This window comes from Enterococcus mundtii (genome assembly GCF_003957375.1).
In the GTDB taxonomy this organism is placed as follows: Bacteria; Bacillota; Bacilli; order Lactobacillales; family Enterococcaceae; genus Enterococcus_B; species Enterococcus_B spodopteracolus.
The window spans coordinates 2,119,889-2,134,462 of sequence record NZ_CP025473.1 but is presented as its reverse complement, the minus strand read 5'-3'; the positions used below and the strand labels follow the sequence as shown (position 1 = coordinate 2,134,462).

Annotated in this window: 10 protein-coding genes and 2 pseudogenes; 11 read left to right on the top strand and 1 reads right to left on the bottom strand. The window is 37.7% G+C overall.

Annotated features, from left to right (window positions below; genetic code table 11):
• Nucleotides 1-113: 113 nt before the first annotated feature.
• The 10 genes and pseudogenes from CYK55_RS10345 (at nt 114) to CYK55_RS10295 (ending at nt 11,686) form a co-directional block, all read left to right on the top strand.
• Entirely contained in the window at nt 114-1,082 is a 969-nt protein-coding gene (locus CYK55_RS10345; protein WP_034687228.1) for an ABC transporter substrate-binding protein, read from the top strand.
• Nucleotides 1,075-2,072, top strand: a pseudogene (locus CYK55_RS10340) (FecCD family ABC transporter permease). Before CYK55_RS10345 ends, CYK55_RS10340 begins: the two are co-directional and overlap by 8 nt.
• Before the next feature lie 13 nt (nt 2,073-2,085).
• Complete coding sequence (locus CYK55_RS10335; protein ID WP_034687224.1) at nt 2,086-2,610, top strand: ATP:cob(I)alamin adenosyltransferase; 525 nt, start codon at nt 2,086-2,088, stop codon at nt 2,608-2,610.
• 13 nt (nt 2,611-2,623) lie between these two features.
• Nucleotides 2,624-3,400, top strand: a complete 777-nt coding sequence (locus CYK55_RS10330; protein ID WP_034686811.1) for an ABC transporter ATP-binding protein — start codon at nt 2,624-2,626, stop codon at nt 3,398-3,400.
• Nucleotides 3,401-4,308: 908 nt separating this feature from the next.
• On the top strand, nt 4,309-5,712 hold the full coding sequence (locus CYK55_RS10320; protein WP_034686809.1) for a UvrD-helicase domain-containing protein: 1,404 nt from the start codon (nt 4,309-4,311) through the stop codon (nt 5,710-5,712).
• Complete coding sequence (locus CYK55_RS10315; RefSeq protein WP_034686807.1) at nt 5,705-6,379, top strand: DarT ssDNA thymidine ADP-ribosyltransferase family protein; 675 nt, start codon at nt 5,705-5,707, stop codon at nt 6,377-6,379. Before CYK55_RS10320 ends, CYK55_RS10315 begins: the two co-directional genes overlap by 8 nt.
• Nucleotides 6,380-6,389: 10 nt before the next feature.
• On the top strand, nt 6,390-7,961 hold the full coding sequence (locus CYK55_RS10310; protein ID WP_126134269.1) for an ADP-ribosylglycohydrolase family protein: 1,572 nt from the start codon (nt 6,390-6,392) through the stop codon (nt 7,959-7,961).
• 811 nt (nt 7,962-8,772) lie between these two features.
• Nucleotides 8,773-10,248 carry a peptidoglycan DD-metalloendopeptidase family protein gene (locus tag CYK55_RS10305; protein ID WP_034686804.1) on the top strand — a complete coding sequence of 492 codons (1,476 nt, stop codon included), beginning with the start codon at nt 8,773-8,775 and terminating at the stop codon, nt 10,246-10,248.
• 134 nt (nt 10,249-10,382) lie between these two features.
• Nucleotides 10,383-10,592, top strand: a pseudogene (locus CYK55_RS10300) (transposase); the annotation flags it as partial.
• A 209-nt stretch (nt 10,593-10,801) separates the two neighbouring features.
• Nucleotides 10,802-11,686: a diacylglycerol/lipid kinase family protein gene (locus tag CYK55_RS10295; RefSeq protein ID WP_126134268.1), complete on the top strand. Its 885-nt coding sequence runs from the start codon at nt 10,802-10,804 to the stop codon at nt 11,684-11,686.
• 443 nt (nt 11,687-12,129) lie between these two features.
• Here CYK55_RS10295 and CYK55_RS10290 read toward each other — a convergent pair whose 3' ends face one another.
• Nucleotides 12,130-12,846 carry an N-acetylmannosamine-6-phosphate 2-epimerase gene (locus CYK55_RS10290; protein ID WP_126134267.1) on the bottom strand — a complete coding sequence of 239 codons (717 nt, stop codon included), beginning with the start codon at nt 12,844-12,846 and terminating at the stop codon, nt 12,130-12,132.
• A gap of 240 nt (nt 12,847-13,086) precedes the next feature.
• Here CYK55_RS10290 and CYK55_RS10285 point away from each other — a divergent pair, with 240 nt between their 5' ends.
• Nucleotides 13,087-14,280 (top strand): MFS transporter, encoded by a 1,194-nt coding sequence (locus tag CYK55_RS10285; protein ID WP_034686796.1) that lies wholly within the window; start codon nt 13,087-13,089, stop codon nt 14,278-14,280.
• Nucleotides 14,281-14,574 lie beyond the last annotated feature (294 nt).

The window sequence follows — 14,574 nt, the reverse complement described above, 5'->3', positions numbered from 1 at the left end:
TTTATTTACTTTTAAAAAAGGTTGTTTGTTAAGAGATTGGAAATAGAAGGGTTATCGTAAAAAAGTAATCACTGGGAAAAGTAAAAATGAGTCAAAGAAAGTGGGAATAGATGATGAAAAAATTATCGAAATTAGTTGCTGTGTTGGGATTGAGCGTAGTTTTTGGGTTAAGTGCTTGTTCAAATAATAACAACGAAATAAGCCAAACAGCTGAAACAACGACAGCTTCAGAAGTTGCTTTGCCGACAAAAGATCGTGGTGGCGAAGAAATCGAGATTCCAGAAGAAGTAGATAAGATGGTTTCTTTGGTACCTTCAGTTACACAAGTGATCGATGATTTAGGACGTAAAGATCAATTAGTAGCGGTTGACACACAAAGTCCGGCAATGACGGAAGAACTGGATGAGTTGCCACAACTCGATATGATGGCTGTGGATGCAGAAACATTGATTTCATTGAACCCACAAGTGATCTATGTTTCAGATATTAGTCTGCATGGCTCTGAAAATGTTTGGTCACAAGTAAAAGATGCAGGAATTACTGTCGTGAATATTCCAACAAGTAATAGCATTGAAGATATTGCCTTAGATGTTCAATTTATCGCGGATACTTTACAGGAGCATGAAAAAGGACAAGAATTAGTCGATACAATGAACAAAGAGATCGATGAAATCAAAGAAATTGGTGAAACCATTACAGATAAGAAAAAAGTATTGTTTGAAATTAGCGCATTACCTGAAATCTATAGCTTTGGTAAAGGCGTTTACTTGAATGAAATGATCGAACTTGTCGGTGCAGAAAATGTCTTAGCGGATCAAGAAAGCTGGATTCCAGTAACAGAAGAAGCTGCAATCGCTAGTAAGCCCGATGTAATTTTGACGAACGTGAATTACTTGGATGATGCAGTGCAAGAAATCTTAGATCGTGGCAACTGGAAAGACGTTCCTGCGGTGAAAAATGAAGCAGTATTCTATATCGATAACGCTGCGAGCTCTCTACCAAACCACCATATGACAAAAGCCTTAAAAGAAATGGCATTAGCAATCTACCCTGATGAATACAAATCGTTGGAAAATGAATAAACAAAGTCGGTTGCTGATAGCAGTTGTCTTAAGTATCGTCGTGGTATTATTTGGGATCAAAAACGGGAGTGTATCCATTCCTTTTGATACCTTAATCCAAGCATTATTTTCAAGAGGAGACAAACAGCTAGATGCAACGATCGTCACCATTCTTTGGCAGGTTCGCCTGCCGAGAGTGGTTTTGGCGTTTCTTGTAGGAGCTGCTTTGGCTGTGAGTGGAACGGTCATGCAATCCTTATTAGGTAATCCATTGGCTTCTGCTTATACGCTAGGTGTGTCATCAGGGGCATCACTTGGCGCTGCGTTGATCATTGTCACTGGGATCACTTTACCGTTTTTCCCTAATTTTACATTACCTCTGACCGGCTTTATTTTTGGTTTGGCAACTGTTTTTATTGTCTTGATGATGAGTCAAAGAGTGGATCAGCAATTATCGAACCAAACAGTTATTTTAGTGGGAATGGTCATGACCTTATTTGTGGGCGCGATGTTGACGATCGTCACGGCGTTGTTCAAAGATCATTTGCAGCAATTAGTCTTCTGGCAAATGGGTAGCTTTTCAGGAAGCACTTGGGCAAAAATCCAAATCTTTTTACCTATCTTACTATTTGGAACAATCGCTCTTTGGTTCTCTGCTAGAAGTTTAGATGTGTTATCTTTAGGTGAAGAAGAAGCAATGATTTCTGGTGTAGATGTCCGAACCATCAAGTTATGGATCATGGTCCTTGCAGCATTGCTTGCAGGAAGTGCGGTTTCATTTGTCGGCGTGATCGGATTTGTTGATTTGATTGCCCCCATGTCATTCGACGTTACTTCGGTGCGAGTCATCGTTGGGTCATTCCAGGAGCAGCACTGTTAGGTGGCAGTATGATGGTCGTCGGCGATACGATTTCTCGAACGCTATTATCTCCCCAAGAAATACCAATAGGCGCGGTCACTGCACTGATTGGTGCGCCCTTTTTTGCCTATGTTTATTTCAAACGAAAGTGAGTGTTTTACAACTATGAAAGATATTTATCGAAGTCCTTATGAGGCTTATCCATTTTTAGCAGACGATGCAGATGATTTACGCTGCGATTATGAATTACACACCGATCGCTTATCTTCAGAAATCGGGTTATTGCGCACAAAGTGTGAAGATTCTACTTTTTACGAAGAGTTAGAGAAAATTGGGGAATTAGTTTACCATGCCAATGCGTGCGTGCGTACAAAAATGACGATCACGCAAGAAGAAATCGACTGGTTAAAGAATCGTGTCGATGAATTGAATGCAGAAAGAACAAAACAAAGCGGACCATTTTTCTTGCCTCAAGGAAGCGAACGAGGTGCGTTGGCTCATATCTTACGTGTCGATTGTAAAGTAATCGTTCGTTTGTTGTATCGCCATCTTTACCAAGGTAAAAAAGTCGATTCAGGCTTGCTCGATTTTTTCAATTTGTTGTCTGGTTATTTCTTCATGGTTGCGCTGAAATTCAATCGAGAAGACGACGTAACGGAAATTCCTTTTGTCAGCAGAAATTACCGCTAAAGGAGGAAAAGTGATGACGTTGAAGCTATCGCAAGTCACAGCTGGCTATGGCTCAGTAAAAATCATCAAAGAAGTCTCCTTTGACTTGAACAAAGGCGAAAACCTTTGTATCTTAGGACCTAACGGCTGTGGCAAGACGACCGTATTGAAATCAATTGCGGGCATCCTTTCCTACGAAGGATCGATCACAATCGATGGAAAAGAAGTCCGCACGCTGAAACGCAAAGAAGCCGCACGCAAAGTTGCCTTACTCAGCCAGTTTTCAACCATTGCCTTTGATTACACCGTCTATGAAACCGTCATGATGGGCCGCTATACGCACATCAAACAAGGACTTTGGTCAGTCACCACAGCAGAAGACCGCGAAAAAGTCATGGAGTGCCTGACGCTCACTAATTTGTTGGAGCTGAAAGACCACCCAGTCAACCAACTTTCCGGTGGTCAAAAGCAACGCGTCTTCCTAGCCAAAGTATTAGCCCAAGACCCAGATATCTTATTACTAGACGAACCCAATAATCATCTCGATATCAAGCACCAGCTCGAACTCATCGGGTATTTAAAAGACTGGGGCAAAAACCAAGACAAAACAATCATCGGAGTCTTCCACGACATCCGTTTAGCCCTCTCTTTAAGCGACCAAGTCTTGTTCATGAAAACAGGCCAAGTCATCAAGCAAGGTCCATTTCTGGAAACAGCTTCGAGAAAATTGCTCAAAGATATCTTTGATGTGGATCTAGTGAAGCATTTTCAGGAGCAGAGTGAGATTTGGGAGAAGTTGGGGGAAGGGTAAAGAAACAGTATAAAAGTTAATATGTAAAAAACTAAGACTTTGAACGAAGTCTTAGTTTTTTTATACATAATCGTTTTATCGCAATATTTGGCGTATATATTAGTGCCACGATTTTTCGTTATAACACAAATAAATCAGTTGAAGACAATATTTTTGGGGAGTTGCCAAGTAAGAACAATGTTCATTCGAGTTACATATGACATGAATCAAGTATCGTGACAATTTTAGCAACTATCTTAATAAAATACAGATGGAATCAAGAAGGGAGAATAAATCAAGTTGGATGACATCCAATTTTTTGATGTATGAAGACAGTGAAGAAGTGGTCAAGCTTAGACCATTTGAGCAACACAAAAAACGTTTTCGAAGCTTTTTGATGTTGGCATTCCGGCAATTAGTAAACATCTGAAAAATATATTTGATTCTGGTGAATTGATAGAAGATCGAACTATTTCCAAAATGGAAATAGTTCAAAATGAGGGGAAAGGTCAGTAAAAAAGGCGACCACATTATATAAACATCTTGAAAAAGATAAACACTTATGCAATATAACAATTCTTCAGTTTGTTATATTGCCGGACACAGTATGTTTGGTTAGTTTTAATTGAAATAATTTCATCGAGAATCGGTTTAAGCATGAAATATGCTTAGGTTGTTTCTTTTATTTTTGGTTAAATGATGTTGCTTAAGAGAAGTCGTGAAATAATTTTTCCATAGCCTCTCTTCTTATTTGAAAATAAATGTTATTTTAAAAACAGATTATAACTTTACGGTTTAATGATTTAGTGTATATAATGATAATATAAAATAATTGATAAAGGAGGTTCCGTGACAAACCAACAATTTTTTATACGAGCTTTTCTTCGTGGGGGAGATATCTGGATAAATAAAATAGTGGAGGTTATTTTATGGGATTACCAAAACCTGAAGGAAAACAAGTGGATGTACTATATCTTTCTGATGAAGATAATATTGTTGTTTTAGGTACGGCAGGAAGCGGAAAGACAACTATTGCTTTAGTTAGGGCGGTAAATATGGCAAAAAATTACCCTGATGATATAGTCCTTATACTTACATATAATAGGACACTTATTAAATATATGGAGTTTATATTAGAAGATTCTCCCAAAAATTTATTGATTCAAAACTATCATAAGTTGGCACGAGGGTATCTGAATTCAAGAGGTAAAATGGAGACAAACGCCATCTTACAATCAAAAAATAAACTTATTGCAGAGGCGCTAGATAAAGTGAAAAATAAATATCCTGATGAGAATACGTTAGAACGACATATGGATATTTTTATCGATGAAATTGAATGGATACAAAAAATGGGAATAATGGATCAAGAGACGTATATTAAAATTGAACGAACTGGAAGACGGGATGCTCGGATTTTAAGGAAAAACAGAATCTATTTTTACGAAGTCTACCAACAATATGTAGATCTAAGGAATAAAAGAGGCTATTTATATGATTGGGATAGTATAGCTACAGCGGTGTTTGAAGAAGCGCAAAGAGATGATACGGAAAAGCGATATAAATATATACTTGTTGACGAAGGTCAAGACTTTTCGCCAATGATGTTGAAGTCTTTGAGTATGCTAGTATCGAAAGATGGTAGTATCAATTTCTTTGGTGATGAGAATCAACAAATTTATGGAAGTAGGATTTCATGGCGTTCTGCGGGACTAAATAATGTCAAGATTTGGAAATTGGAAAAAAACTATCGAAACAAATCAGGAGTCGGAAAGTTAGCGAAAGCAATTTCGGAATTACCCTTTTTTGAAATTGATGAGAATGATAAAATCGACTCCATTGTTCCAGATGTGGTTGGTCCAAATCCTCTTGTAATAAAATGTAGAGACAAAAAAGAGGAAATAGAATCTTTGATGGGTTTAGTAGACAACTCGGATGTATCAAGAACCAAAGCAGTGCTAGTCAAAACGAGAGAAGATGTCAATTTAATAGCGTCTATTTTTGCTGAAAAAGGAATTGAGCATACAATATTAAAAAAAGACATGGGTAAATGGAAGAATACTGACAACTTGCACATCGGAACTTATCATTCTGCTAAAGGATTAGAATTTGATTTAGTTTTCTTACCATTTATGAGTGATCGATATATGCCTACAGAAGAGGAAATAGCTAAATATGGTAGCAAACAAGACGCGCTAGTAAAATTTGTCAAATTGATCTATGTAAGTGTGACGCGGGCAAAATCTGGAGTAATAATTACGTATGTGGACAAATTAACTGAACTATTGCCAGAGGATACAAGTTTATATGATTTGAGGAACGGTTATGAATGAGTATGAATCATATATTAGTGAGAGAAAAATTACTCGTTTGTGCCATTTTACTAAGTCCAAAAATTTGCCCAAGATATTGGATAGAGATGGTAAGATCCTTGCGAACAATTTTATCAAAGAAGATCTGGAAAAAAATGATCTAAATAGAATTGATGGTAAAGAAGATTATATTTGTTGTTCAATCGAATACCCTAATGTCTATTATTTATATGAGTTAGAGAAGAGGAATAGGCTTGATTTATTTAAAGAATTCTCTATTTTGTTGATTTCTCCTAGTGTCATTAATGATCAAACTCTTTTTTGTCCATGCAATGCTGCTACAGAAAGTGGGAAACTCATAAGGAGTGGTCTATCGAGTTTCAAGAGTCTGTATAAGTCTAGATCAGTAGGGAAGATGGAATTGAACAGAACAAAGAATATGTTGATCTGCTCACCTACTGATAATCAAGCGGAGGTGCTAATAAGACATTCGATCTCAAAGACAGATATTAAAGGAATTGTATTTAGAGACCAAGCACAAGCGAAGAAAGAATTGAATCGTCTTGAAATTGCTCAATGTGATCTATCCACAATTAAAATTTTTACTTGTGCAGATATGTATGACAAAAATTTGGCGAATAAATTAAGAGCCGGTGATATCCCTGAAGAAAGTCTTTATATGGAATAGGAGTGAGAGGATGAACTCAATAGAAGATAAATATCTGGGATCTTTATTAGGGGTTGCAATCGGTGATGCCATGGGATGGCCACAAGAAAGAAGTCAAACAAAAAATAAATCTGCTAGGAGTACAGATTTTCAAAAATGGGTAAGACGTTCGGGTTATGGTCACACCTATACAGAAGAAATCATAAAAAAAGGAAGTTACAGTGATGATACCCAACTGACGCTAGCGACTGCGAGGGCGTTAAACTATCGTAATTTTCTATCTTATTTTGGAAGAAGCGAATTACCTTCGTGGTTGCTTTATGAACGTGGAGGAGGAGGAGCTACGAAGCGCGCTGCTCGTTCATGGTCGAATGGCAAACCACCGTGGAAGCAGAATAAGAGTGCCATCCAATCCTATTTTGAAGCGGGTGGAAATGGTGTAGTCATGAGGGTCATTTCGCATGCTTATGAGAAAAATATAAGTAGTGAAGAAATGAATCAAAAAATATTTTTGAATGGAATATCTACCCATGGACATCCTAGAGCTATTTTGAGTGCGTTAGTCTATGGAAAAGCTGCGGAGTATCTGATTACCAACAACAAACAAATGAAATATGGGGAATTAGTTGACTATCTCATTAATAAAAAAGAAGAATGGTCTAAGTTTCCTGTACCTAATAATATCAATGATTGGTTGAATGCTTCATTTTCTATAGGTATAAATTATCAAAAACTGTGGGAACAGACGGGAGAAGAGTTATTTGATGGATTAACATTAATAAAAGAAGCGTTAGCAAATGGATTATTTGATCAAACATCTGAGACGTTATCGAAATTAGACTGCAATAATCCGAAAATGAAAGGTTCAGGAGTCGTTACTTGTTTGACAGCGATCTATATCGTATCTAAATTCTCTATAGATCCACAGAATGGATTGTTAGAGATCGCTTTTTTTGAAGGGAGTGACACGGATACAAATGCGGCAGCAACAGGCGGTTTATTAGGAGCAATCCATGGCACACGATGGATCAAATCAGAATGGTTGGGTGTTCAAGATGTTGAGTATATCACTCAGTTGGCTAAAACGATACCGGAAGCAACCATTCCCGAAAGAAGAGATATGTGGAATTTTTCTGAATCAAAAAATTTGATAAAAGAACTACATGGAAATGATAGAAAGAAAAAGTCTGTAAAGCTAGGTCCTTTTGACAATCTAACAGTTGTAGATAAATACCCTATAAGGTCACAGAAAAATAAAGAAGTCTTTGTATTAAAAAATGAAGAGAGTCAAACATTTTACTGTAAGTTACAAAAACCTGTCTTTAAAAATGAGGACACTGAGTTAAGGAGAAGTGAACTCTTTGATTTGGAACTTTCACCAGAACAAATAATCGAACTACAAAATACTTTACCTCAAAGAATTACTCTAGCAAAGTTTACCTCTTTACTAAGTGAAACCATACGTATGCTTCGAAATAAACCTTTAGATATTTTTGGAGAATTAGATGTAGAGCAAATAGAAAATGAAGTTAGAAAAAAATGCTCATATAAAAAAGAGATACGTCTGTTTGTAGAAAAAGTTTACAGATATTATTTTGAATAGACGATGAATTATTGAAGACAGATTGACAAGTGAAAACGACGCCCCACAGCTGCCAAGTCTAATTTATAAAGATAGAACGATCATCGCCGAATATGGAAAAATCAATGATATAAAAGTTTGTTTAAGCATCGTTAAAGTCAAAGTGAATAACGAAGCCACACCAGAAAAAGAGTTTCCTAATCAACCATAGCCAAGGAGATCCGCTCCAAAGAAAAATGGCGTAAGAGAATCATTTCTTCCTAAAACGGGAAAATCTGTTTTTTTATATGCGAATTGCTCTAGGAGGTATCTTAGTAGTAGTTGTACTAATCGTTGCAGTAAAAAAGGAAACAATGATTTGACTGGACGTAAAAAAACTGAATAATCAAACTGTATTTAATTTGTAGTAAACTTCACTAATAGGATTGGTTATTCTATCTTTTTTTCGATATCAATTTAGCAGAGACTGTCCTCCAAATAGTTGAATAGCAATATTTGGAGGGCTTTTTTTATAGATTATTTGATATTACTCGGTAAAAAAAATGGGGGGAAAATCAATGTCAAGTTCAAATTTTGCTCTTAATGATGAAAAAATATGGACTGCTTAACTCTTCTTATTCCTGTTAAAATGAACTATAATAAAGTAAAAGTCTGACGTATTATCTCAGTGTTCGCTAGATGTTTTCACTTAACGTTTGTTATTAGTAGTGGAACGAAGCATAAATACGAGATAAATAATTATTATTACTTTATAAAAATTATTATTTTTTTAACAAAAAATTCATAACTAACATGTATCTTAAAATTAACTAAAGAAAAGGATGTAAGAAAATTGAAAAAAAAGTCTACGTATAAATTAGTTTCATTTGTATTTCTTTCACAAATGTTATTAACTACGCCTTTACAAGTATTAGCAGATGAACAAGTTTTTTCTGCGGACCAACCAGTAACAGCGGAAGCCCAAACAGAAACAACAACGGATTCGTCTGATACCACAGGTGAAGATAACACAACAGATACAACAACAGATGGTACAGAAGAATCAACGCCACCGGCTACTGGTGATTCAAGTGAACCAAGCACACCTGATACTTCAGAACCGACAGAGCCAAGCACACCGGAGGAAACAAAACCAACGGAGCCGACAAAACCAACAGAACCGACGAAGCCGACAGAGCCAACACAGCCGAGTCAGCCACAAAAACCAACGCCACCATCAACTGGCGGTTCTACTGGAGAAACACAACCAACTACACCACAGCCGACACAACCAGTGACACCACCTGCTACACCTGTGGCACCAACGCCTGCTCCTGCAGCGCCAGTTGCTCAAGAGGTACGTCAACCTTCTGCAACTACACCGATCCAAGATCTTGTACCATCAAGTCAAGAAACGGCTGAAGGATCGATCCATTTTGAAAAAGATGAATCAGTTGAGAGCTTCATTCGCAAAATCGGTGAATCTTCTCGAGAAATCGGGCAAGAACATGATTTATACGCATCAGTGATGATCGCCCAAGCGATTTTAGAATCAGCTAGTGGACAAAGCCAGTTGGCGCAAGCGCCTAACTACAATCTTTTTGGGATCAAAGGTACACACGAGGGTAATGGTGTGACATTTGCCACACAAGAAGATGCTGGTGATGGTACATTGTATACGATCCAAGCAACATTCAGAAAATATGCCAACTATGAAGAAAGTCTTGAAGACTATGCTAAATTAATGACTGAAGGCTTGACTGGAAATAGTGAGTTCTATTCAGGTGCTTGGAAATCCAATGCAGAAACTTATAAAGAAGCAACAGAATTTTTAACAGGCCGTTACGCAACAGATACAAGATATAACGAAAAACTAAATGGTCTGATCGAAACGTATGATTTAGAACAATATGACAAAGAAGTTGCCGGACCTGAAGTGAACAAAGAAGGATATATCGTGCCATTAAGAAATTATACGATTTCTAGCCCATTTGGTCCTCGTGGTGGTGAATTCCACCGTGGATTAGATTTTGCGGCACCTCAAGGGGAGCCAATCTATGCTAGCAAAGCGGGTACTGTGATCAAAGCAGAATTCCATCCTTCATGGGGAAATTATGTTGCCATTGAACATGAAGATGGTACAACAGCGCTTTATGCTCATCAACAAGAATACGTCGTGAAAGTTGATGATGAAGTTGAACAAGGACAAATCATTGGGTTTGTCGGTTCTACTGGTAATAGTACAGGCAGCCATCTGCATTTTGAGATCAGTCGTGACAACAGCTTATCTCAAGCGCAATTGATTGATCCAGCAACTGTTTTGTTTTAATTAGTGATAATAAAAACGTCATTGAAAGGAAATTTCTTTCAATGACGTTTTTTTATTATTGACTTCAGTCGGTTTTGTTCACATAGCGTCCGAAACAAAAAACCTGCGTTTCTATGCGTGGATGAGATAGCATTATGCGCTATTTAAAAGGACGCAGCGCAACTTCAATACATGAAAAACATGCGAATTTGAAATATTAGTATGGAAATAAAAGCTTTTGGTCCTAAGGATACTACGTGAGTATGAGTGTGTTAAATCAAAAAAGATTGAATAAATATATTCGAGAACAAGAAGCAGATGATCGAATCAAAGATAAAGAGTATGTAGATCCATTTAATAGTTAAAGAGCAGATAGGGCTGTGAAGAGGTTAGTGGTCATTTAAAAAAGCCCATTCATAGGGGGTAGCGACGGTTAGCCATTCCTGGGCTGTTAAAAAGCTACCCGTTTTCACGGGTAGATATTTACTTGCTTTTCCCAATAGCATCATTTCGTAGAATTTTCTTGTTTTATGTTATTGTAAGAGAAAGAACAAACAAGAAAGGAAGAAATCGGATGAAAAAAGCGTTGTTGATCGTTAACCCTAGTTCTGGAGGAGAAAAAGCAAAAGAATATGAAGAAATGGCAGAAAATAAATTGCGTACTCTTTTTGATGAAGTCCAAGTTTTGCATACTGAAAAAAGTGGTGACGCGACGAAATTTGCTCGTGAAGGGGCGCTAGGGAAAGTCGATAGTGTCTTTGCGATGGGCGGTGATGGAACAGTCAATGAGGCGATCAGTGGTCTCGCAGAGCAAGAGGAACGACCAAATTTTGGCTTCTTCCCTTTAGGAACGGTGAATGATCTAGCACGAGCGTTAAATATGCCGATTGATCCAGAGGAAGCCATTCAACAATCCTCGATCGAACACACGAAACCGTTAGATATCGGGAAAATCAATGATCAATACTTTATGAACGTCGTTGCCATTGGAACGATTCCAGAAGCAATCAATGACGTTGATCCTGAAAAGAAAACCAAATTAGGAAAGATGGCTTATTTTATTTCGGGCTTCAAACAATTGACGAATACCCAGTCCTATACGTTCCGCGTGGAAGCTGATGGCGATGAGGAAGAAATCGAAAGTAGTACACTGTTGATCGGTTTGACGAACTCGGTCGGTGGTTTTGAAACACTCTTACCAGAGGCAGAAATCAATGATGGAAAACTTCATTTTGTATATTTAAAAGACCGCTCATTTTTTGATACCTTAAAAGCAGTGCCTGATTTGATCAAAGGGGTCGATGCGGAAACAGAGAATCTTGCCTATCAGACAGCAGAGAAGTTAGTGATTTCTTTAGTGGACAAAGAAGAACTAGCAACAAATATCGATGGAGATGAAGGAACAAAACTTCCAGTAACGATTCAAGTGTTACCGTCTCATCTATCCGTTTATTGTTAGAATCACATTTAGCAAAATCAACTTGACCAACTACCTAAAACCATGACCATGAAAGATAAAAGATAGAAAAGGGAGACTCGGTGATGAAACAAATCAACCGAGTCTCCCTTTATTTTTTGCGCTTTTTTGTAAACTTTGGATGAATTTGTGAAGAGGATTTTTTATGGTTTTCATTTATTTCAAAAAAACTCAGTTGTCCCAAAGTGTTGGTTGATTATGATCAACCAACACTTGTTTCACAAATGATTTACCCTCTTCGTCTACTCTTATCTTGAAGTCCATTAGAAATTTATAATGAATGTCAGGGGCATCCCCCCTCTAGGACCACCTAAAACCGGATAATCGACTGGAACAGAATAATCTTTTCGAGAAATAAGGCGCCATCCATAAAAGTTTGCAGAACAATTTTCGTGGATGGTAGGATGGTACCTTATTTTTCGGGATTAAACACCTCCGTCCCGACCTCTCGCGCCATCTAACGCAGCAACAAATCGTTGCGTGATTTCTTGTGGGCGGGTAATGGCGCCCCCAACCACGATACCAGCTACACCTAACGCTTGGATTTCCTTGGCTTGTTGGGGCGTGTGGATCTTTCCTTCTGCAATCACGCACACATCTGCTTCAAGAAGTCGTTTGATCAACTGCACATCGGGCCCTTCTGTTTCTTCACTTTCTTCGGTATAGCCGCTTAATGTCGTCCCGACAAAATCAATCCCGGCTTTATAAGCATTGATTCCTTCTTCAAAGGTCGCAATATCTGCCATAAATAATTGATTAGGATATTTTGTTTTGATTTGTTCAATAAATGCGTTGATCGATAAGCCATCGTGTCGTTTACGCAGGGTACAATCAAGTGCGATCACTTCTACGCCAGTGGCGACTAATTCATCCACTTCTTTCATCGTTGCAGTGATAAACGGTTTTTCAGGTGGATAATCCCGTTTGATAATACCGATCATCGGTAAATCAACTTTTTCTTTGATCTCTAAAATATCTCTGACCGAATTTGCCCGAATACCGACTGCGCCAGCTTTCTTTGCAGCTAGTGCAAAATAAGGCATCAAGCCACCTTCTTCTGAATAAAAAACTTCGCCAGGCAATGCTTGGCAAGAAACGATCAATCCATGACTGATTTGCTCTAAAAATTCTTGTTTGTCCATTTGTCAAAAACTCCAATCTGAAAACAATAGTAAGCCATTTCTACCAAGAAATATAGCATCCGCTTTCATGCGTGTAAAGAGAAAGGACCTTATTCATAGCACCTTCTATTGGAAAAATCATTCGTTTACAAAAGAAGGATCAAAATTTTTTAATATATACTGAAAAAGTTCTTGATTTTTTCTTGAATTTTGGATATGATTTTAACAATTTAGGGTGATTTAAAGAAAAGGGGAAGAAAAATGACGAAGTATCAACGAAAGGTATTATTATCAACATCGGCGGGTATTGCTTTAGAAAATATGGACATTATGTTTTTAGCTTTTTCATTATCTTCAATGATCGCAACTTTTAATATTAGTGGAACGCAAGCAGGATTGATTGCAACGATTACTAATTTAGGGATGCTCGTTGGAGGTATTTTTTTTGGATTGATGGCGGATAAATATGGGAGAGTCAAAGTATTTTCGCAAACAGTCATTTTGTTCTCAATTGCTTCTTTACTCATGTATTTTGCATCGAATATTTATCTTGTTTATCTGTTTCGTTTTATCGCAGGAATCGGCGCTGGCGGAGAATACGGCGCATGTATGTCATTGATTTCTGAAAGCTTTTCAAAGAAACAAATTGGTCGTGCATCTTCGGTAGCTGCAGTCGGCGCACAAGTTGGTGCAGCTTTGGCCGCCATCTTAGCAGCAGTGATCATTCCTTTGTTTGGCTGGAAAATGCTTTATGTCATCGGTGTCTTGCCGGTCTTGATGGTTTTGTTTATTCGAAGAGGGCTAAAAGAACCAGAGGCATTTGAAGAAACAAAAGAAACTGGGAAAAAGACAAAGCTGAGTCATTTGTTCCAAACGAAACGCATGGCATGGCAAACGACAGGTCTTAGTCTGATGGTTACTGTACAGATTGCTGGTTATTTCGGCTTGATGAATTGGTTGCCTTCAATCATGCAAGCACAATTAGGTCTATCAGTATCGGGTTCCTCTTTATGGATGATCAGCACGATTTTGGGGATGTCATTAGGGATGATGACGTTTGGGATCATCATGGATAAAGTTGGTCCAACCCTCGCATTTGGTTTGTTCCTGATTTGTTCCTCTTTATCTGTCTTTTTACTCGTACTTGCACACAGTCAATGGAGCTTAATTGCAGCAGCAGTAGTTGTAGGTTATTTCATCAACGGAATGTATGGTGGGTATGGAGCAATTATCAGTAGTTTGTATCCAACAGAGATCCGTGCGACGGCGAATAACTTTATCATGAACCTAGGTCGAGCAGTCGGTGGTTTTTCATCGATCGCGATTGGATTTCTAATGGATCATTATAGTTTGACGGCTGTTATTCTATTTCTAAGTGGAATTTATTTAATCAGTTTACTTGTCTTGATGACTTTATCAGGAGTAAGAGATCTGAAAACAAGTTTACAACAATAGTAAATAGATCAAAGCAATTATCTAACATATGATTAAATTGAGGCTGTGACAGAAGCGTTTGTTCTAAGTAGGAGAAGACGAATGTCACAGCCCCAGTTTTACATAAAGCACCGACCAACCAATCCAAACTACGAACTTAGCGTGGATGAGAAGTAAATGATTCTTTCCCTTGATTGAAAACCGGCGATAAGATATTTCTTTTTTCTGAAAAATAGAACAGATTATTAAAATAAGTATAAACTATTTTCTCGCTAAACATGGTATGATTAATGTGACTTGATTTAAAATTAGGAG